We start from the raw sequence: 19,984 nt of genomic DNA on the forward strand, positions 1-19,984 counted from the left end.
TCGAGGGCCAGTGGCTCCCAAGCACACCACCACTGGCTCTCTTCCGCACGATCGGTGGCTCTGAAGCGCAAGATTGGGTGGCTCTCAAGGCATCAAATACTCAGTGATCCCCGCGGGCGGCCGCCTATGCAATCAGAGCGGGTGTTTTTCGTGAGGAGATGAACACGATCATGTTGGCTGAAACCCAGGATGAGGATCAGATCATTGCCAGAGTCGCCGCGATCGACATTGGCAAGGCTGAACTCGTGTGTTGTGTCCGGGTCCCCGCGGAAGGGGACCGGAAGAAACGGTTGCAGGAGGTGTCCACGCACTCCACTATGACCCGGTCGTTGATGGAGCTGGCCAACCATCTCGTGGACCTCCGGATCGAGCGGGTCGTGATGGAGGCGACTTCGGACTATTGGAAGCCGGTGTTTTACCTCCTCGAGGCGCACGGGCTCGAGCCGTGGCTGGTCAACGCCCGCGACGTGAAGCACCTGCCGGGCCGGCCGAAGACGGACGTGCTCGATTCCGTATGGCTGTGCAAGGTCGCCGAGCGGCAGATGCTCCGGCCCAGTTTCGTTCCGCCTGCCCCGATCCGCCGGCTGCGGGATTTGACCCGGTACCGGGCTGATCTGGTCGGGACCCGGACGGCGGAGAAGAACCGGGTCGAGAAACTCCTGGAGGACGCGTGCATCAAGCTCTCCTCGGTGGCCTCGGATATTTTCGGGGTGTCCGGGCGGGAGATGATGGCAGCGCTCATCGCCGGCGAACGGAACCCGAGTAGGCTCGCGCAGCTGGCCCGGTCAAGAATGCGGGGGAAGATCAGCGAACTTGAGGAGGCCTTCACCGGCCGCTTTGATGACCATCACCGGTTCCTGCTGGCCCGGATGCTGGCACGGATCGACGGGATCGATGCCGATATCGCCGCGATCGATGAACAGATCGAGGCGCAGTTGGCCCCTTTCGCGGCGGCAGCGGAATGCCTGGATGAGATCCCGGGCATCGGCCCCGTCGCTGCTGCCGCTATTATCGCCGAAATCGGGGTAGACATGTCACGGTTCCCGACCGCGGGGCACCTGTGTTCCTGGGCAAAGTTCTCCCCGGGCATCAACTCCTCCGCAGGCAAGACCAAGGGAAACGGTTCGACCGGTCACGGTAACCGCTATCTCGCCCGGGTCCTAGGCGAGGCCGCCGTCGGGGCCAGCAAAACTCACACCTTTCTGGGCGAACGCCACCAGAGGCTCGCGCGGCGGCGGGGCAAGAAACGCGCCATCGTCGCCACCGGACGTTCCATCCTCGTGATCATCTGGCACCTGCTGGAGAACCCGGACGCACGGTTCAACGACCTCGGGCCCGACTACTTCAGCCGCCATACCAACCCAGAGACCAGCAAACGCAACCACATCCGCCAGCTCGAAGCCCTCGGCTACACCGTCACTCTCGCACCCGCAGCCTGACCCCTACCCGTCTTCATACCAACACCAACACCCGCCAGACCACGACGGGGTGCACCAGTGCGCACCGACCGCGGTCACGTCCCCTCCATTTTCGGACTAGTGAGAGAGCGTCCGACGGCGGGAGGCCGGGTTTCCGGGGGAGCGGCACCGCCGGCGGGCCGAAAGCGTGCCGTGCGTGACGCCGTCGTGCGTTGCCGGCTCTGCGGCGCTTACTGGTGTCCAGCAGTTGTGCTCTGGCTGCCGCCGTGTGATATGGGAGATTGCCCTAACTGTGCTAGGATATTGAGTTTGTATGGCGCCCTCTGTGCGCCGTCATCAACCTCGTAAACAATCGTGCCACGGCATAGTGCCCCCTCGTGCTTCGGACCTGTCCGGATCCGCTTGGGAAGCAAATGTTTTTGGCACGGGCGTTTAGGCCTGGTCTGGCAAAATCCAGGCAGGTCAAGAGACACCCCGATCAACCGTTCCGCAAGGCTCATTCCGTAGGAAGATTTTCGGTCTGAGAACCGGCGCGACGCAAGGAGTAAATAGTGATTCAGCAGGAGTCGCGACTCAAGGTCGCCGACAACACGGGTGCTAAGGAAATCCTTACCATTCGCGTTCTCGGTGGATCTGGCCGTCGCTACGCAGGCATTGGCGACGTCATCGTCGCTACCGTCAAGGATGCAATTCCGGGCGGCAACGTAAAGAAGGGCGATGTTGTTAAGGCAGTCATCGTCCGTACCAAGAAGGAACGCCGCCGTGCGGATGGTTCCTATATCAAGTTTGACGAGAACGCAGCTGTGATCCTGAAGGCTGACGGTGACCCCCGCGGTACCCGTATCTTCGGACCGGTTGGTCGTGAACTTCGTGACAAGAAGTTCATGAAGATCGTTTCTCTGGCTCCGGAGGTGCTCTAGTCCATGGCTAAGATCAAAAAGGGTGACCTCGTTCAGGTCATCACTGGCGCCAAGGCTGAGCGCGGCGGCGACAAAGGCAAGCAGGGCAAGGTTCTGCGCGTATTCCCGGAGACCAACCGCGTGTTGGTCGAAGGCATTAACCGCGTAACCAAGCACACGAAGGCCGGTCAGTCGCAGCGCGGCACCAAGACTGGTGGCATCGAGGTCGTAGAAGCTTCGGTCCACATCTCCAACGTGGCTCTGGTTGACCCGTCCACCAAGAAGCCCACCCGCGTTGGTTTCCGCACCGAGACCGTGGAGCGCAATGGCGTGAAGCGCGACGTGCGTGTCCGCGTGGCCAAGAGCTCCGGGAAGGACATCTAATGACTGAGACTCTCGAGACTCCGGCAGCGAAGATCGTTCCTCGTCTGAAGACCAAGTACGCCGATTCCATCAAGAGCACGCTCGTTGAGGAATTCAAGTACAGCAACGTTAACCAGGTTCCCCGCCTGGTGAAGGTCGTTGTGAACATGGGTGTTGGAGATGCCGCTAAGGACTCCAAGCTGATCGACGGCGCTGTCCGCGATCTGACCCTGATCACCGGCCAGAAGCCGCAGGTAACCAAGGCCCGCAAGTCGATCGCACAGTTCAAGCTGCGCGAAGGCATGCCCATCGGCGCACACGCAACTCTGCGTGGAGACCGCATGTGGGAATTCCTGGATCGTCTGGTCACGCTGGCTCTGCCCCGTATCCGCGACTTCCGCGGCCTCAGTGGCAAGCAGTTCGACGGCAACGGCAACTACACCTTCGGTCTGACCGAGCAGGTTATGTTCCACGAAATCGACCAGGATTCCATTGACCGCGTTCGCGGCATGGACATCACGGTTGTAACCACCGCCAAGACCGATGACGAAGGCCGCGCGCTGCTCAAGGCGCTTGGTTTCCCGTTCAAGGCCGAAGACTAATCTAACTACGTAACAGGTCCTTCGCTGATGCTTCATGCAGCAGCGAGGAAACCGTTATGAGGAAGGGCAAGAGCCCAAATGACAATGACTGATCCGGTCGCAGACATGCTTACGCGTCTGCGCAATGCAAACTCGGCTTACCACGATTCCGTGTCCATGCCGTACAGCAAGCTCAAGGCACGCGTTGCCGACATCCTGAAGGCTGAAGGTTACATCGCCTCCTGGAAAGAAGAAGACGCAGAGGTTGGCAAGAAGCTGACCCTGGACCTTAAGTTCGGACCGAACCGCGAGCGTTCAATCGCTGGCGTTCGCCGTATTTCCAAGCCGGGCCTGCGTGTTTACGCAAAGTCCACCAACCTCCCGCACGTGCTCGGTGGCCTGGGTGTCGCAATCCTGTCCACCTCTTCCGGCCTCTTGACTGATAAGCAAGCCGGCAAGAAGGGCGTGGGCGGCGAAGTCCTCGCCTACGTCTGGTAACGGGAAAGGAAGAGAATAATGTCACGTATTGGACGTCTCCCCATCACCGTTCCTGCCGGCGTTGAGGTCAAGGTTGACGGCTCTGTCGTCAGCGTCAAGGGTGCCAAAGGCGAGCTGAACCACACTGTGGCCAGCCCGATCGAGGTTTCCTTGGAAGCAGAGACCCTGACTGTCGCCCGCCCGAACGACGAGCGCGCCTCCCGTTCACTCCACGGCCTGACCCGCACCCTGATCTCCAACATGATCGAGGGCGTTACCAAGGGCTACGAGAAGAAGCTTGAAATCGTTGGTACTGGTTACCGCGTTCAGGCCAAGGGATCTGACCTTGAGTTCGCTCTCGGCTACAGCCACCCGGTAAATGTCACCGCACCGGACGGCATCACCTTTGCAGTTGAGACCCCGACCAAGCTCTCTGTTTCAGGTATCAACAAGCAGCAGGTCGGCGAGGTTGCTGCCAACATTCGCAAGCTGCGGAAGCCGGACCCCTACAAGGGCAAGGGCATCCGCTACGCAGGCGAAGTCATCCGCCGCAAGGTCGGAAAGGCTGGTAAGTAACCATGGCCATCTCAATTAACAAGAAGCGTACGAACAAGAGCAAGTCTGCTTCGCGCAGCCGCCGCCAGCTTCGTATCCGCAAGCGCATCTCCGGCACGGCTGTACGTCCTCGTCTGGTCGTCAACCGCTCCGCACGCCACGTATTCGTCCAGGTTGTCGATGACACCAAGGGCCTGACCGTAGCAAGCGCCTCCACACTGGAAGCCGACCTTCGTGCATTCGAAGGCGACAAGACCGCCAAGGCCAAGCGCGTTGGCGAGCTCGTTGCCGCTCGTGCCAAGGCTGCCGGTATCGAAGCTGTTGTCTTCGACCGCGGTGGTAACAAGTACCACGGCCGGATTGCTGCTGTCGCTGACGGCGCACGTGAAGGTGGGCTGTCACTGTGACGGAAGCAAACAAGGAAAAGGACACTGTGTCTGCAGATCAGAAGGCTACTGAAGCCGTAGCTGCTCCGGCCACTGCGCCCGCAGCTGCTGCCGATGACCGCCGTGGTGGCGCTCGTCGTGGCGAGCGTGGCGACAAGGGCCAGGGCGGTCGCGACGGCGGCCGTGGTGGCCGTGGTGGCCGCGACGGCGGCCGCGAAGCCGAGAAGAGCCAGTTCATTGAACGCGTTGTCACCATCAACCGCGTTTCCAAGGTGGTCAAGGGCGGTCGTCGCTTCAGCTTCACCGCTCTGGTCGTCGTTGGTGACGGTAACGGCATGGTCGGCGTCGGCTACGGCAAGGCTAAGGAAGTTCCCGCCGCAATCGCGAAGGGCGTTGAAGAGGCCAAGAAGTCCTTCTTCCGCGTTCCCCGGATTGGGAACACCATCCCGCACCGCGTTCAGGGTGAGGCCGCTGCCGGCGTCGTAATGCTGCGTCCGGCTTCCGCCGGTACCGGTGTTATTGCCGGTGGTCCGGTCCGCGCCATCTTGGAGTGCGTGGGCATCCACGACATCCTCTCCAAGTCGCTGGGTTCCTCCAACGCCATCAACATCGTTCACGCGACTGTTGCTGCGCTGAAGCAGCTCGAAGAGCCGGCAGCAGTGGCAGCACGCCGCGGCCTGCCGCTGGACGAGGTTGCTCCGCCGGCAATGGTGAAGGCAATCCTGAACCAGAAGGCGGGTGTCTAAGCCATGGCTAAGAACCTGATTCCCTCCGACCTTCAGTTGGAGATCACTCAGATCAAGTCCGCCATTGGCGGCAAGCAGAACCAGCGCGACACCCTTCGGTCCCTCGGCCTGAAGCGGATCGGACATACCGTTGTCCGCACCGCCGACGCCGTGACTGTTGGAATGCTCAACACGGTTCCGCACCTGGTAAAGGTAGAGGAGGCGAAGTAAATGGCAGAGAAAAAGATCGCCGCAGAGACTGCTGAGAAGCAGAACACACTGAAGGTTCACCACCTGCGTCCCGCCCCGGGTGCCAAGACCGCCAAGACCCGAGTTGGTCGTGGTGAAGGTTCCAAGGGTAAGACCGCTGGTCGCGGTACCAAGGGTACGAAGGCCCGCTACCAGATCAAGGCTGGCTTTGCCGGCGGCCAGTTGCCGCTGCACATGCGCCTGCCGAAGCTGCGCGGCTTCAAGAACCCGTTCCGGGTTGAGTTCCAGGTTGTAAACCTGGACAAGCTCAACGAGCTGTTCCCCGAAGGTGGCACAGTCACCGTGGAGAACCTGGTCGAGAAGGGTGCCGTTCGCAAGAACCAGCCCGTCAAGGTGCTTGGCACCGGCGACATCACCGTCAAGGTTGACGTCACCGTCCACGCATTCTCGGCCAGCGCCGCAGAAAAGATTGCAGCAGCAGGCGGAAGCACCACCGCTCTCTAGTAGACGGTGGGCGAACGCCCGTTGTGAACTCCCGGCGTGCAAGGCCCCCAGGGCCCTGCACGCTGGGAGTTTTTTTCACATCCACTGGCCGACCATTTCCGGCCGTTCGCCGCAAGCGCGGGTTCTTGGATTGTTCGCATGGCCAATCCACCCGTTAGACTCTGTTGTTGGGATTATTGTCCCCCATCACACCACGCTTATAAACAACACAGGAGGACGCTTGCTTAGCGCATTTGGCCGGGCCTTTCGCACGCCTGACCTGCGACGCAAGTTGTTGTTCACGCTGGCAATCATCACAATCTTCCGCTTGGGTGCATTCATCCCCTCGCCTGGTGTGAACTACCAGAATGTCCAGCAATGCTTGCAGAACGGTCAGACCGCTGGCGGGCTTTATCAGCTCGTCAACCTGTTCAGCGGCGGTGCCTTGCTTCAGGTGTCCATCTTCGCGCTGGGCATCATGCCGTACATCACGGCCAGCATCATCGTGCAGCTGCTCCGGGTGGTCATTCCCCGGTTCCAGGAGCTGTACGAGGAGGGCGCCTCCGGGCAGTCCCAGCTCACCCAGTACACGCGTTACCTCACCATTGCCCTAGGCCTGCTGAACGCCACGACGCTGGTGTCGCTGGCACGTTCAGGCCAGTTGCTTCCGGGCTGTGCCCTGCCGATCATTCCTGACGACAGCATCATCACCACCATCCTGCTGATCATCACGCTGACCGCCGGTACCGGACTCATCATGTGGATGGGCGAACTCGTCACCGAAAAGGGTGTGGGCAACGGCATGTCGCTGCTCATCTTCACCTCCATCGCCGCAACGTTCCCCACGTCCCTGGGCGCCATCTGGAGCTCACAAGGCCCGGGCACGTTCTTTATGGTCCTGGTCATCGGCCTGGTGACGGTTGCCCTGGTGGTCTTCGTGGAGCAGTCCCAGCGCCGTGTCCCGGTGCAGTACGCCAAGCGAATGATCGGACGCCGGACCGTCGGCGGCACCAACACCTACATCCCCATCAAGGTGAACATGGCAGGCGTGATCCCCGTGATCTTCGCATCCTCCATGCTCTACCTGCCGGGACTGATCTCACAGTTCAACCAGCCCAAAGCGGGCGAGGCGCTCGCGCCGTGGGTTGAGTGGATCAACAACAACCTGACCCGAGGAGACCACCCGATCTACATGGCGCTGTACTTCGCCATGATCGTGTTCTTCACCTACTTCTATGTCGCGATCACCTTCAACCCTGAAGAGGTCTCGGACAACATGAAGAAGTACGGCGGTTTCATCCCGGGTATCCGTGCCGGAAAACCGACCGCGGATTACCTGCAGTACGTGCTCTCCCGGATCACGCTGCCCGGAGCCCTGTACCTGGGCTTCGTGGCACTGATTCCGCTGGTGGCGCTGGTACTGATCAACGCGAACCAGAACTTCCCGTTCGGTGGCACCTCGATCCTGATCATGGTGGGCGTTGGCCTTGAAACCGTCAAGCAAATAGATGCGCAGCTACAGCAACGTCACTACGAAGGGCTTTTGCGATGACGAAAATGTTGATTATTGGACCCCCCGGTTCCGGAAAAGGAACGCAAGCGGAACGTATTTCGGAGCGCCTCGGCGTCGTGGCGATTTCCACCGGTGATATCTTCCGCGCCAACGTGAAGGGCGAAACTCCTCTTGGCATCGAGGCCAAGAAGTACATGGACGCCGGGGACTTTGTTCCGGACAGCGTCACCAACAAGATGGTCCGCGACCGCCTCAGCGAGTCCGACGTCGAGAACGGCTTCCTCCTGGACGGCTACCCGCGCACCACGGCGCAGGTGGACTACCTGGACGGGATCCTCGCGAACAGCGAAGAAAAGCTCGACGTCGTCCTGCAGCTCACGGCCGACGACGAGGAACTCGTCTCGCGCCTGTTGGGCCGTGCCAAGGAAACCGGCCGGAGCGACGACAACGAAGCCGTTATCCGCCACCGCCTGGACCTGTACCACGAGCAGACCGAGGCCGTTGTGGCCAAGTATGCCGAACGCGGCATCCTGACCCAGGTTGACGGCATCGGCGGCATCGACGAGGTCACCGACCGCGTGATGCAGGCCATCAAGGCAGCCCAGGCCGCCTAAGCCCGCAACATGCTTTTCCGAGGCTCCTCCCGGCATCCGGGAGGAGCCTCAGCCATTGAGAGGACACACCATGGCCTTCGGCCAGCCCCGTATCGAATACAAGACCAACGCCCAGATGCGCATCATGCGCGACGCCGGGCTGGTGCTGAACCGTGCGCTGGACGCAGCGGTGGCCGCAGCCGCTCCAGGCGTTACCACCAAGCAGCTGGACGACGTCTTCGCCGCAGTGCTGAACGAGGCCGGCGCCAAGTCGAACTTCCTCGGCTACCACGGCTTCCCCGCCACTATCTGTACCTCAGTGAACGAGGAAGTGGTGCACGGCATCCCCGGCGGCAAGGTCCTCAAGGACGGCGACATCATCTCGATCGACGGCGGCGCGATTGTTGACGGCTGGCATTCCGATTCTGCACGGACCGTCATTGTGGGCCAGGCCGACCCCGAGGACCAGCGGCTTTCCGACGTCACTCAGGCAGCCATGTGGCGCGGCATCGCCGCCTTGGCCACGGGAAGCCATGTGGGCGACATCGGCGCCGCCATCGACGACTACGTCTCCTCCGTGCCGGGCAAGCCGCTGGGCATCCTGGAGGACTACGTGGGCCACGGCATCGGCTCCGAGATGCACATGGCCCCGGATGTCCTGAACTACCGCACGAGCCACCACGGTCCCAAGATCAAGCCCGGACTCTGCCTGGCGATCGAGCCCATGCTGGTCTGCGGCAGCATCGACACCGCCGTGCTGGAGGACGACTGGACCGTGGTGACCACCGACGGCAAGCGCTCCTGCCAATGGGAGCACTCGGTTGCGGTCCACGAAAAGGGGATCTGGGTACTCTCAGCCCCCGACGGCGGAGCGGAGCACCTGGTGCCGCTCGGCGTCGTACCGGTTCCGATCCCGTAGGTTTCGACGCGCTAATGCGCTCCCGACGCGCAAAATCCCTGTCGCTACCTGAATGCCGGTAGCGGCAAGGATTTTGCGTGTCGCAGGTGGAGGGGAGGGTCAGGCCTTGAGCTTGGGCTTGACGTCCTTGGTGTAGATGCCTTCGAGGGTCTTCTTCAGCTCGGTCAAGGTGGCCTTCACGTCGCCCTGTTGGGTGAGGATCTTGGCGGCGGCCTTGGCCATCTCCTGGTCAGCCCCGGGCAGGAACACGCGGGCCCGGTCCTGGACCTTGGTCACGGCGAGCTGGTCCATGGCGGTTTTGATCTGGGGAGTCTGTGCCAGCACCGTGGCCATGTCCGCCGACGTACGGGTGGGCATGTAACCGGTGGCAGCGGAGAACGCTGCCGTGTTTTCCGGCTCGGTCATGAACTTCAGGAACGTTCCTGCGGCGAGCTGTTCCTCTTTGCTAATGCCGCTGGGGATGCCCAGCCCTGCGCCGCCGGTGGGGCACACGCCGCTGGTCTCCTTAGGCCCGCCTGGCAGGAAGCCGACGCCGACGTTGAACGTGGCGGACTTCAGGACGCCCAGAAGCGAGCCCGTGGAGGAAATGGTGGAGGACGTCAGGCCGGCAGAGAAGTCGTCAGCGGCTTCCTTGGACGAGACGCCGGCCCAGTTGTGCTTGTAGATCGAGTCCTGGGCCCACTGCAGGGCTTCCACGGCTTCGGGTGAATCGCACGTGATCTCCCAATCCTTGGACCACGCGCCGCCCCAGCCCCAGAGATTGTTCTGCAGTGTCCAGCCGGCGTAGCCAGCCAGGGCGGGATAGATGTAGGCGTACTGCGCCCCGGAGGACGCTTTCAGCTTGGGGGCCCATTCGCCGAATTCCTGCCATGTTGCCGGTGCCCGGTCCGGCAGGCCGGCGGCGGCGAAGTGGTCCTTGTTGTAGTAGAACAGCGGCGTGGACCGCCCGTACGGGAGCGCCCACTGCCGGTCATCGTACTTGTAGTCATCCACCAGGGACTGGCGGAAATCGTCAACCTTGATGTCCAGTTCCTTGATGAGCCCGTCGACCGGAATGATGCTGCCGTTGGTGAAGTAGCGGAACCACCAGACGTCGGACAGCACGACTACTCCGGGCAGTCCCGATTTGGCGGCCTGGGACGTCTGGAACTTCTGGGCGATTTCCTCGTAGTTCGCGCCGGCCGTTACCAGGTTGATCTGGATATCCGGGTACTTCGCGTGGAACTTTTCGATGATGGCCTTCTCGACGTCCTGGGACTTGCCCGGGTGGTTGGTCCAGAAGTCGATCTTCGCCGCCGGCTTCACGCCGCTGAAGTCGATTTCCGCGGCTTCCGTTGAGGTGGTGGTGCCGCCGGTATCAGGCCCCCCGCAGGCGGAAAGCGCTGCGGCGCCGGCCGTTACGCCAGCCAGCCCCAGGAAATGCCTCCGGTCCAGATTTGTTGCCATGATGGTTCCTTTCGGTTGTTGCCTAGGAAGGTCTTGCTGTTGGGGTGGAAGAACGACGGCGGAGCCGGGGTCAGCCGGTCACGCTGCCTTGGGTGAGGCCCGCGACGATGTAACGCTGGAGCGCTGCGAAGACCACCAGGATGGGCACGATGACCAGCACGGCGCCGGCCATGAGGATGCCCCAGCCGGAGGCGTTGCTTTCGGAGTTCTGCAGCAGCGTCAGGCCAACGGGCAACGTCATGGTTTCCGGACGGTCGGTGATGATCAGCGGCCAGATGTATTCGTTCCATTCGCTGACCACCGTCACCAGCGCCACGGTGGCAATGGAGGGAATGGACACGGGGACCACGATCTGCCACAGGCGGCGCCAGTGCCCGGCGCCGTCGATCTCGGCGGACTCGAGGATGGAGGCAGGCAGCGTCAGGAAGTGCTGCCTCAGCAGGAACGTCCCGAACGCTGTGCCAAGCCCCGGCAGGATGATGCCCCACAGGGTGTTCTTGCCGCCTAGCCCGGCGATCAGGATGTAGTTCGGCAGGATGGAGACCTGCGGCGGGACCATCAGGGCCACAAGGATGAGGATGAAGATGGCGTTCCTGAAGGGGAAGCGCACGAATACCAGTGCGTAGGCCGTGAGGATGGCCAGCAGGACTTTAATAGTTGAGCCCACCACCGTGACGATGGTGCTGTTGATGAAGAACTGCGCGAACGGCACGGTAGTCATCGCAATGTTGTAGTTCTCCGGGTTCAGGCTCGCCGGCAGGATTTTAAGGTCCATGGTGATGATTTCCCCGGGCAGCTTGAAGGAGCTCAGGATCATCCACAGCAAGGGCAGGAAAACCACCAGCGTTGCCAGCAGCAGGGGAACGTAGCCGCCGGCGATGGTCTGGATGAGGTTCCGTGCCGAGAAGGGCCGGTCCCGGGGGATGAAAGTTTCGGACGGTGCGACAGGGGGAGCCGTTGGGTCAGGGTTGACCGGAGAGAGCGAAGTCATGAGTAGTGCACCTTCCGTTCCACGAAACGCAACTGCAGGACAGTGATGACCAGCAGGATGGCGAAGAGGACCACGGAAATCGCTGCGGAGTACCCTGCCCTGTTGAACGCGCCGAACGCCTGCAGGTAGGCCTCGTAGATCAGGGTACTGGTGCCGGTTCCGAGGGGTGTCATGATCCGGATCAGGTCGAACGCCTGGAGTGAGCTCAGCATGGTGGTGATCAGGAGGAAGAAGGTGGTGGGGGACAGGAGCGGGATGGACATGCTGAGGAAGCGCCTGAATCCGTTCGCCCCGTCCAGCGAGGCAGCCTCCATGACGTCCTGCGGCAGTGACTGCAGGCCCGCGAGGTATACCACGGCGCAGTAGCCAAGGTTTTTCCAGACATAAACCAGGATGACCATCACCAGCGACAGCTGGGGATCGTTGATCCATTGCGGGCTCTGCTGGCCGATGCCGCGGAGAATCCAGGCCAGGACGCCGTATCCCGGATCGAAGATGAAAAGCCAGACCAGGCCAACCCCCACCCCGGAGAGCACATAAGGAGCGAAGACAGCGGACCGGGCAAACGTGGTGCCCCGTACCTTGGAGTTCAGCGCTAACGCGATGACAAGCCCCAGCAGCATGGAGCCGCCGACGGTCACCAGTGTGAACACGGCGGTGGTGCCCAGTACCTTGGGGGCGTCGTCGCTGGTGAAGAACGTGACGTAGTTGTCGATTCCCACCACGGTGGCCGATGCGGAGCCAAGGGTCCAGTCGAGGGTTGAGTAGTAGATGTTGCTGATGAGGGGCCGGTACGTGAATACTGCGATCAGTATCAGGTTGGGGAGTGCCAGGGCGAGGAAGACGAAGAAGTCCCGCCGGGCCCGGCCGGACCAGCGCCGGGTCTGGTGTTTGCCGGGCGGACCGGATTGGTCGGGCGGACTGGCCGGTGACGTGGAAGCGAGTTGCCGGGTCATTGGTGTCTCTAACGGATCGGGGCCTGCAATGGCTGGCCGATGGGCAGGGGATCTAGGCATACTTCACCACACGGCTGGTGGGCAGAATCCCGCATAAGCCCTCGTCAGAGGATAGTTATTGAAGGCTTCATTGCCCATTAACGCTGTGTTGCTTGCAGTATTGCATAGTGTTTGCCTGACGGGCAGGAAGTGCTGTACTGCGATAGCGCAGAATGGATCGCATGGGAGCAATCACGGATGTGCCTGGGATCAGGGTTGGCCATGAGCAGAAGTCCGGCGACGGCTGGCTGACAGGAGTCACCGTGGTGCTGCCGCCGCGGGGCACTGTCGGGTCGGTGGACGTCCGTGGCGGTGGCCCGGGCACGCATGAGACTGACGCGCTGGATCCCACCACGCTGGTGTCCACGGTGGACGCCGTGGTCCTCACCGGCGGCAGCGCGTACGGTCTCGTCTCGGCCCACGGTGCACAGCGCTGGTGCGAGGAGAACGGCCGGGGCTTCGCTGTCGCCGGGGGAGTAGTGCCCATCGTGCCCGCCGCCGCGATCTTCGACCTGGGCCGGGGAGGCGACTTCTCAGCGCGCCCGACGGCGGACATGGGGTACGCGGCCACCGTTGCCGCTGCTGCCGAAAAGGACGGGCACGACGTCGGACGCGGCAGCGTGGGCGCCGGCACTGGCGCGATGATCGGACGCGGACAGTTCAAAGGTGGGGTGGGTACGGCATCGGTCACGCTCGAGAACGGCGTGGTTGTAGGGGCGCTGGCCGTAGTGAACGCCTTGGGATTTCCGGTGGTGCTTCCGGGAAATCCCGAACCCTCCGCGCGCTCGGTCGTGCCTCCCTTAGACGCGCGCTTCCGGGTTCCCGATTCCCCGTCAGCGGATGCCGGCCCGCCTGCGTTGAACACAACGCTTGTAGTAGTGGCCACAAACGCCCTGCTCGATGTGGCCGAGTGCTATCGGACTGCTTCTGCTGCGCATGCTGGGCTGGCCCGGGCGCTCAATCCGTCGCACACGTTGGCCGACGGGGATACTGTCTTTTGCCTCGCCACTGGTGAGGTGGCTTTGGACCGGAGTACTGAAACTGCCCGGCAGGTGAGTCTCATTACCCTGCAGAGTGCGGCAGCCGACGTCGTACGCTTGGCGATCCTCGACGGGATTTCGGGAAGTCCAATTTCCGGGTAAGGTGTCTACTTTCATATTTGGTTTGGACTTTCTACCCACTTACAGTAAAGTGGTTTGTTGGTTGTCTGCCCAGCTGTGCCCTGTTTGGGGCCGGAGGCGATAACCGATCCAACAAAAACGTTCGTGGTCATGTCCGGTGCAATCCGGCAGGGCTGCGGCAACAACAGTTAGCGGAGGGTATGGCCAAGAAGGACGGGGTCATTGAGATCGAAGGCGTTGTGACTGAGGCGCTGCCTAACGCGATGTTTCGCGTTGAGCTGACCAACAAGCACATCGTACTCGCGCACATCTCAGGCAAGATGCGCCAGCACTACATCAGGATTCTCCCTGAGGACCGGGTAGTGGTGGAACTGAGCCCTTATGACCTCACTCGGGGTCGTATCGTCTACCGCTACAAGTAAATTCTGGGCGGCCTCAGCATGAGTTGACGGCTGCTCCAGTTGACCAACTGCCACACGCAAAGGAATGCCATGAAGGTCAAGCCGAGCGTCAAGCAGATCTGCGAAAAGTGCAAAGTGATCCGCCGTAATGGCCGGGTCATGGTGATCTGCGAGAACCCGCGCCACAAGCAGCGCCAGGGCTAATTTCCCTCCTGAGGGAAATCCTGGGTTGCTAACCCACGCAAGTAAATAAAAGGCAGCACAAGCTGAACTGGGACGTATGAGCCCGGACAGCTAACCCCCGGTCGGAGGCTGGGGCCGCACAGAACGTGCGGGTGTACTGCCTACGACCTCCGGTTTATTCAAGGAGCACTGCCTCTATGGCTCGTCTCGCTGGCGTAGACATTCCCCGCGAAAAGCGGTTGGAAATTGCGCTTACTTACATCTACGGCGTGGGCAAGACCCGTGCACACGAAACCCTGGCTGCCACTGGCATCAGCGCTGACGTCCGCGTTAAGGACCTCACCGATGCCCAGCTGGTAGAACTTCGTGACTACATTGAAGGCAACTACAAGGTTGAGGGTGACCTTCGCCGCGAAGTAGCAGCTGATATCCGCCGCAAGGTTGAAATCGGCAGCTACGAAGGTATTCGCCACCGCAAGGGCCTGCCAGTGCGCGGACAGCGTACGAAGACGAACGCACGTACCCGTAAGGGTCCGAAGCGCACCGTTGCAGGCAAGAAGAAGGCTCGTTAAATCCCTCGGGATTGACTCGTCTTCCCCCAATAACTTTCTGTAGGAGAAAAAATGCCCCCGAAGACTCGTGGCGCGGTTCGCAAGCCGCGTAAGAAGGACAAAAAGAATATCGCGCTGGGCCAGGCGCACATCAAGAGCACTTTTAACAACACCATCGTGTCCATCACGGACCCGAACGGCGCTGTTATCTCTTGGGCTTCCTCAGGTGAGGTTGGCTTCAAGGGCTCACGCAAGTCCACCCCGTTCGCAGCCCAGATGGCTGCCGAAGCTGCTGCCAAGCGCGCGCAGGAGCACGGCATGCGCAAGGTTGACGTTTTCGTCAAGGGACCGGGTTCAGGCCGCGAGACCGCAATCCGCTCGCTGCAGGCCGCTGGCCTGGAGGTTGGCTCCATCCAGGACGTCACCCCCGCAGCGCACAACGGCTGCCGTCCGCCGAAGCGCCGCCGCGTCTAAGGCTTTTCCAGCAGTTTGAGCTTGCCCGGACCGTCAATGGTCCGGGCAAGCCCAGCCGCGTTAAGTCTTCAGACCGAATTTCCACCACCTGTGTTGCGTCATATAGCGGATGCTCGCCGAAAGGAAACCTAAGTGCTCATTGCACAGCGCCCCACCCTCTCCGAAGAGGTAGTCTCCGATAACCGCTCGCGTTTCATCATTGAACCGCTGGAACCGGGCTTCGGCTACACCCTCGGAAACTCCCTCCGCCGTACCCTGCTCTCCTCCATCCCCGGTGCCGCTGTAACCAGCATCCGGATCGATGGCGTGCTGCACGAGTTCACCACGGTTCCGGGTGTCAAGGAAGATGTCACTGAGATCATCCTGAACATCAAGAGCCTGTCGGTTTCCTCCGAGCACGACGAGCCGGTTGTGGCTTACCTGCGCAAGCAGGGCCCCGGAGTCGTCACCGCCGCGGACATCGCTCCGCCGGCCGGCGTCGAATTCCACAACCCGGATCTGCACATTGCCACGCTGAACTCGAAGGGCAAGTTCGAACTCGAACTGACCATCGAGCGCGGCCGCGGCTACGTTTCGGCAGCTCAGAACAAGTCCGGCGACTCCGAGATCGGCCGTATCCCGGTCGACTCGATCTACTCGCCGGTACTGAAGGTTACTTTCCGCGTGGAAGCAACCCGTGTTGAGCAGCGCACCGACTTCGACAAGCTCATTGTCGACGTCGAGACCAAGCAGGCCATCGCCCCGCGCGATGCTGTTGCTTCCGCAGGTACCACCCTGGTGGAACTCTTCGGTCTGGCCCGCGAGCTGAACACCGCAGCTGAAGGTATCGAGATTGGCCCGTCGCCGACGGATGCTGCCCTGGCAGCAGACATGGCACTGCCGATCGAGGATCTGGACCTCACCGTCCGTTCCTACAACTGCCTCAAGCGTGAGGGCATCCACACCGTGGGTGAACTTGTTGCACGCTCCGAGGCTGACCTCATGGACATCCGTAACTTCGGTGCGAAGTCCATTGACGAGGTCAAGGCAAAGCTGGTTGAACTGGGCCTGTCCCTCAAGGACTCGCCTCCCGGTTTTGACCTCGCAGCACGCGCCGCAGCAATTGAAGAGGACGACGCCGCTTTCGGCGACGACGAACTCTAACAAACAGATCTTGGCCGGCTGGCTGGATGCACCACGGTGTGCGCAGCCCACTGGCTTCCATATGAGGAGAAACTATTATGCCTACCCCCGCTAAGGGTCCGCGCCTCGGAGGCGGAGCGGCTCACGAGCGTCTTATGCTCGCGAACCTGTCCGCCGCACTGTTCGAGCACAAGCGGATCACCACCACGGTGACCAAGGCCAAGCGACTGAAGCCGTACGCCGAGCGTCTGGTGACTTTCGCCAAGCGTGGCGACCTGGCTTCCCGCCGCCGTGTACTCGGCCTGATCAGCAACAAGGGCATCGTCCACGAGCTGTTCACCGACATTGCACAGGCAGTGGAGAACCGCAACGGCGGCTACACCCGCATCACCAAGATCGGCAACCGTAAGGGCGACAACGCTCCCATGGCTGTCATCGAACTGGTTCTCGAGCCGGTTTCCGCCAAGCAGGCCGTTGTGGCCGAGGCTACCCAGGCTGCCGCCAAGGCTGCTCCGGTTGCTGAGCCTGTCGAAACCGAAGCTGCCGAGACCGAAGCTGCTGAAGCCAAGTACGCCGGCTCCAAGCCTGCTACGGCTGACAACGTTGCCCCTGAGGGCTTCGAGGTCAAGGGCAACGAGGACTCCATGAAGTACCACGTTCCCGGCTCACGCTGGTACGACGCCACGGTTGCTGAAGTTTGGTTCGACTCTGCCGAGTCCGCCGCAGCCGCAGGCTTCGTGCCTGCCGGTGGCGATGCTGCACAGGCCGTCGAAGCTGAGTAATCAGGCTCTGACGCTCCAGTAGACTTATGTCTATGAACCACCAAAAACCCGCTGCCCCCATTTTGGGGGACGGCGGGTTTTTGCGTGTCCGGTTTGATTTATCGTACGACGGCGGCCCCTTCAATGGGTGGGCAGTGCAGCCGGGATTGCGGACCGTCCAAGGGATCCTGGAAGAGGCGCTGGCGCTGTTGATCCGCCGGCCTATCCGGGTCACGGTGGCGGGGCGTACCGACGCGGGCGTGCACGCCCGCGGCCAGGTGGTCCACCTGGACCTGACCGAGGCCGAGTGGCTGAAGCTGCCGCGCGGGCACGAACTGGATCCCGCCGTCGCGTTCCAACGGCGGATTCGCGGTGCCCTCAGCAGGGGGCTGGGCGACCTGACCGGTGCCATCGAGGTTCACCTGGTGTCCTTGGCGCCTGTGGGGTTTGACGCCCGCTTCTCTGCGCTGTGGCGGCGCTACAGCTACCGCATCGCGGACGGTCCTGCCCTTTGGGATCCGCTCGAACGGTACTTCACGCTTTGGCACCAATGCCCCCTGGACGTGGACCTGCTGAACGAAGGTGCAGCGCAGCTGCTGGGGCTGCAGAACTTCCTGTCCTACTGCAAGCCGCGGGAGGGTGCCACCACCGTCCGCGAGCTGCAGCGGTTCGAATTCCACCGCGGTGAGGACGGCGTTATTGTGGCCACCGTCCAGGCCGATGCTTTCTGCCACAACATGGTGCGCTCCCTGGTTGGTTCGGCGCTGTTCGTGGGGGAGGGCATCGAGGAGCCGGGGTGGCTGCATGAGCGGCTGCTGGCCAAGAAGCGTGACGCCAAGTCCGTCCTGGCCGCCCCGCACCCTCTGGTCCTTGAAGAAGTGGCCTACCCGTCAGACGACGAGATGCTGGCCCGTGCCGAGCTGACAAGGGCAGTCCGCAAGCACTAGTCCGGTCCGGTGGTCGAGCCCCTGACCCCATCGACTGCCCCGTGAGCGCCCTTTTGGGCCTCGAAAAGGGCTTCTACGGAGCAATCGATGAAGGGGTGGGCAGGGTCATTGTGAAGGTGCTGCCGCCGCCTAAGTCGCTGGCGCAGGCGATGGCCCCGCCGTGGCGTTCCAGAATGGTCTTGGTGATGGAGAGGCCCAGCCCGGCTCCGGGGATGGCTGCATCCCGGGCCGACTCGGCGCGGAAGAACCGGCTAAAAACCTTGGCCGCATCCTCTGGCGCCATGCCCATCCCGGTGTCCCGGACCACAAGCTTGACCCAGTCCCCGGTGCCGGCCGCGCTGATGGTCACTGTCCCGCCGTCCGGGGAGTACTTGATGGCGTTCGACACCAGGTTGTCCAGTGCCTGGCCGATCCGCAGCGGGTCGGCGTAGGCCCAGAGCGGGGAGGGAACGTTGGCCACGAGGGCTACCGCTGACCGCTCCGCGTGCGCCTGGGCTGAGCCGATGCTGGTCTCGACGAGGCCGGAAATGTCCGTGCGTTTCGGGTGGACGTTCAGGGCGGCGGACGCCTCGAGCGTCAGGTCCGAGACCAGGGCCAGCAGCCGTTCGGAGTTGCGCTGCACCACGTCCAGGCGTTGGAACGTGAGGGCGGAGAGCCCGTCGCTGTCCTCGAGGACCAGGTCGATGTTGCCCAGGATGGAATTGAGCGGGGACCTGAACTCGTGGGAGACATTCGCGACCAGCTCTTCGTTCGCAGCCATGGCCTCGACCAGGCCCGTGACGTCGTTGAAGACCACCACCGCCCCGGTGAGGTGGCCGTCGTCGTCCATTAAGGGCCTGGCGGCTGTGGACACAGCGCGCTGCTGCGGGACATCGCCGATCCAGACGAGATAGTCCGCGAACGATTCACCCTCGATGGCGCGCTGGAGGGGACGCTTGTCCGGCGGGAGTGGAGTCACTTTGTCCTGGGCGAAGACCCGCTGTTCGCTGTGGTCGGCAGGCACGACGCCGGCGGGTGCTGCAGCCTGCTGCCACCGGCGCATCATGTTGTTGGCCAGCAGCTGGTCACCGTTCGAATCGACGGCAACAATGCCGACGTCGGTGGCGTCCAGGATGGTCATCAGGAGTTTCTCGCGTTCCCGGCTCGCGGCGAGCAGCTCCCGCAGTTCCTCGCCCATGGCCTGCAGCTCGCGCTGCTGGACGCGCATATTGACGCTGGCGAACCGGATTGCGAGCGAGACGGCGAGCATCATGAGTGGGAATAGGATCAGTGAAGTGATATCCGCTGCCGTGAGGTTGGGGAGTTTTCCAACCGTTGACGGGAGCATGATCAGCAGTGGCCCTACTGCGCTGAGCACGAGGCTTGTGCGGACCATGATGCCGGCAGCGGCCAGCCAGATGACCGGAAAGACGACCAGAATTGCCAGGCCCGGCAGAAGGGGCGCGGCTCCGTTGCGGAGCAGCGCGATCGCCAGCAGGTCAAGAACCGGAATTAACAGGTAGGAGCTATGGTGCAGGCGCTCCCAGGGAGTGAGGAAACAGGCCACGAAAAGAATGAGATGAAGGGCGATTGCAGCCATGTAGAGGGGACTGACCAGCAGAGATGGCCAGGTGAAGGGTGTCATCACGCCGAGGATGGTGACAATGAGCGACAGCGGAAGCTGGCACAAAGCAACCTGGGTCCGGGGGCCAAGTTTTTTGAAATAGAGCGCCACCGCCCGGGGCGAGGGACGTATGGGCATAGGATCTCCACCTTTTCTGACGGCCCCCATTCCGTCCCCAATGAATTGATGCAACCGAATATCTGAAGGCTGACGCGGTCTATCTTCAGAATCCGGATATGCATGTGTTGTCATGGTAATTGACTTTCC

25 protein-coding genes are annotated in these 19,984 nt (G+C 62.0%); 21 read left to right on the top strand and 4 right to left on the bottom strand.

From position 1 onward, the window contains the following. The first annotated feature begins 170 nt into the window (after positions 1–170). The 13 genes from NG698_RS19475 to map all read left to right on the top strand — a co-directional run bounded on the left by NG698_RS19475 (position 171) and on the right by map (position 9,122). Positions 171–1,439, top strand: coding sequence for an IS110 family RNA-guided transposase (locus NG698_RS19475; RefSeq protein ID WP_252611807.1), 1,269 nt, complete (start codon positions 171–173; stop codon positions 1,437–1,439). Positions 1,440–1,969: 530 nt separating this feature from the next. After that, the gene (gene rplN, locus NG698_RS19480) at positions 1,970–2,338 is read left to right on the top strand and encodes a 50S ribosomal protein L14 (protein ID WP_024366126.1); all 369 of its coding nucleotides are present in this window, start codon (positions 1,970–1,972) and stop codon (positions 2,336–2,338) included. 3 nt (positions 2,339–2,341) lie between these two features. Then, complete coding sequence (gene rplX, locus NG698_RS19485; RefSeq protein WP_056344369.1) at positions 2,342–2,701, top strand: 50S ribosomal protein L24; 360 nt, start codon at positions 2,342–2,344, stop codon at positions 2,699–2,701. Beyond that, complete coding sequence (rplE, locus tag NG698_RS19490) at positions 2,701–3,282, top strand: 50S ribosomal protein L5 (RefSeq protein WP_056344366.1); 582 nt, start codon at positions 2,701–2,703, stop codon at positions 3,280–3,282. The genes rplX and rplE overlap by 1 nt, the downstream gene beginning before the upstream one ends. 78 nt (positions 3,283–3,360) lie before the next feature. Then, positions 3,361–3,759, top strand: coding sequence for a 30S ribosomal protein S8 (gene rpsH, locus NG698_RS19495; RefSeq protein ID WP_056344363.1), 399 nt, complete (start codon positions 3,361–3,363; stop codon positions 3,757–3,759). Positions 3,760–3,777: 18 nt separating this feature from the next. Then, positions 3,778–4,314 carry a 50S ribosomal protein L6 gene (rplF, locus tag NG698_RS19500; RefSeq protein WP_056344361.1) on the top strand — a complete coding sequence of 179 codons (537 nt, stop codon included), beginning with the start codon at positions 3,778–3,780 and terminating at the stop codon, positions 4,312–4,314. Between the two features lie 2 nt (positions 4,315–4,316). Then, positions 4,317–4,700, top strand: a complete 384-nt coding sequence (rplR, locus tag NG698_RS19505; protein ID WP_056344358.1) for a 50S ribosomal protein L18 — start codon at positions 4,317–4,319, stop codon at positions 4,698–4,700. Further along, positions 4,697–5,425: a 30S ribosomal protein S5 gene (gene rpsE, locus NG698_RS19510; RefSeq protein ID WP_252598403.1), complete on the top strand. Its 729-nt coding sequence runs from the start codon at positions 4,697–4,699 to the stop codon at positions 5,423–5,425. Before rplR ends, rpsE begins: the two co-directional genes overlap by 4 nt. A gap of 3 nt (positions 5,426–5,428) precedes the next feature. Beyond that, positions 5,429–5,635 carry a 50S ribosomal protein L30 gene (gene rpmD / locus NG698_RS19515; RefSeq protein WP_056344352.1) on the top strand — a complete coding sequence of 69 codons (207 nt, stop codon included), beginning with the start codon at positions 5,429–5,431 and terminating at the stop codon, positions 5,633–5,635. Beyond that, positions 5,636–6,118 (top strand): 50S ribosomal protein L15, encoded by a 483-nt coding sequence (rplO, locus tag NG698_RS19520; RefSeq protein ID WP_104062629.1) that lies wholly within the window; start codon positions 5,636–5,638, stop codon positions 6,116–6,118. 220 nt (positions 6,119–6,338) lie between these two features. Continuing rightward, positions 6,339–7,649, top strand: coding sequence for a preprotein translocase subunit SecY (gene secY / locus NG698_RS19525; protein WP_252598402.1), 1,311 nt, complete (start codon positions 6,339–6,341; stop codon positions 7,647–7,649). Between the two features lie 5 nt (positions 7,650–7,654). Further along, positions 7,655–8,224, top strand: a complete 570-nt coding sequence (locus tag NG698_RS19530; protein ID WP_181037244.1) for an adenylate kinase — start codon at positions 7,655–7,657, stop codon at positions 8,222–8,224. 70 nt (positions 8,225–8,294) lie between these two features. Then, entirely contained in the window at positions 8,295–9,122 is an 828-nt protein-coding gene (map, locus tag NG698_RS19535) for a type I methionyl aminopeptidase (protein ID WP_252611852.1), read from the top strand. Between the two features lie 99 nt (positions 9,123–9,221). Here the strand turns inward: map and NG698_RS19540 are convergent, their stop codons facing one another. The 3 genes from NG698_RS19540 to NG698_RS19550 all read right to left on the bottom strand — a co-directional run bounded on the left by NG698_RS19540 (position 9,222) and on the right by NG698_RS19550 (position 12,515). Next, positions 9,222–10,568 carry an ABC transporter substrate-binding protein gene (locus NG698_RS19540; protein ID WP_252598400.1) on the bottom strand — a complete coding sequence of 449 codons (1,347 nt, stop codon included), beginning with the start codon at positions 10,566–10,568 and terminating at the stop codon, positions 9,222–9,224. 70 nt (positions 10,569–10,638) lie between these two features. Then, the gene (locus tag NG698_RS19545; RefSeq protein ID WP_252611809.1) at positions 10,639–11,559 is read right to left on the bottom strand and encodes a carbohydrate ABC transporter permease; all 921 of its coding nucleotides are present in this window, start codon (positions 11,557–11,559) and stop codon (positions 10,639–10,641) included. After that, positions 11,556–12,515: a carbohydrate ABC transporter permease gene (locus NG698_RS19550; protein ID WP_252567634.1), complete on the bottom strand. Its 960-nt coding sequence runs from the start codon at positions 12,513–12,515 to the stop codon at positions 11,556–11,558. The genes NG698_RS19545 and NG698_RS19550 overlap by 4 nt, the downstream gene beginning before the upstream one ends. Before the next feature lie 221 nt (positions 12,516–12,736). Between NG698_RS19550 and NG698_RS19555 the strand changes: the two genes are divergently transcribed. The 8 genes from NG698_RS19555 (at position 12,737) to NG698_RS19590 (ending at position 18,114) form a co-directional block, all read left to right on the top strand. Next, the gene (locus tag NG698_RS19555; RefSeq protein WP_252611811.1) at positions 12,737–13,696 is read left to right on the top strand and encodes a P1 family peptidase; all 960 of its coding nucleotides are present in this window, start codon (positions 12,737–12,739) and stop codon (positions 13,694–13,696) included. Positions 13,697–13,875: 179 nt separating this feature from the next. Next, a complete protein-coding gene (infA, locus tag NG698_RS19560) occupies positions 13,876–14,097 on the top strand; it encodes a translation initiation factor IF-1 (RefSeq protein ID WP_009358723.1) in 222 nt (73 codons plus the stop codon). A gap of 69 nt (positions 14,098–14,166) precedes the next feature. Beyond that, positions 14,167–14,280, top strand: a complete 114-nt coding sequence (gene rpmJ, locus NG698_RS19565) for a 50S ribosomal protein L36 (RefSeq protein WP_009358722.1) — start codon at positions 14,167–14,169, stop codon at positions 14,278–14,280. A gap of 176 nt (positions 14,281–14,456) precedes the next feature. Continuing rightward, complete coding sequence (rpsM, locus tag NG698_RS19570; protein WP_028275004.1) at positions 14,457–14,831, top strand: 30S ribosomal protein S13; 375 nt, start codon at positions 14,457–14,459, stop codon at positions 14,829–14,831. 51 nt (positions 14,832–14,882) lie between these two features. Beyond that, a complete protein-coding gene (rpsK, locus tag NG698_RS19575) occupies positions 14,883–15,284 on the top strand; it encodes a 30S ribosomal protein S11 (RefSeq protein ID WP_018769149.1) in 402 nt (133 codons plus the stop codon). Between the two features lie 132 nt (positions 15,285–15,416). Beyond that, a complete protein-coding gene (locus tag NG698_RS19580) occupies positions 15,417–16,427 on the top strand; it encodes a DNA-directed RNA polymerase subunit alpha (RefSeq protein ID WP_056344331.1) in 1,011 nt (336 codons plus the stop codon). Between the two features lie 77 nt (positions 16,428–16,504). Next, on the top strand, positions 16,505–17,188 hold the full coding sequence (gene rplQ / locus NG698_RS19585) for a 50S ribosomal protein L17, sunset domain variant (RefSeq protein ID WP_252611813.1): 684 nt from the start codon (positions 16,505–16,507) through the stop codon (positions 17,186–17,188). A 32-nt stretch (positions 17,189–17,220) separates the two neighbouring features. Further along, the gene (locus NG698_RS19590) at positions 17,221–18,114 is read left to right on the top strand and encodes a tRNA pseudouridine synthase A (protein WP_252611815.1); all 894 of its coding nucleotides are present in this window, start codon (positions 17,221–17,223) and stop codon (positions 18,112–18,114) included. Between the two features lie 73 nt (positions 18,115–18,187). Here the strand turns inward: NG698_RS19590 and NG698_RS19595 are convergent, their stop codons facing one another. After that, the gene (locus NG698_RS19595) at positions 18,188–19,855 is read right to left on the bottom strand and encodes a sensor histidine kinase (protein ID WP_252611817.1); all 1,668 of its coding nucleotides are present in this window, start codon (positions 19,853–19,855) and stop codon (positions 18,188–18,190) included. Positions 19,856–19,984 lie beyond the last annotated feature (129 nt).

Source organism: Pseudarthrobacter raffinosi, assembly GCF_023913735.1.
GTDB classification, from domain to species: domain Bacteria; phylum Actinomycetota; class Actinomycetes; order Actinomycetales; family Micrococcaceae; genus Arthrobacter; species Arthrobacter raffinosi.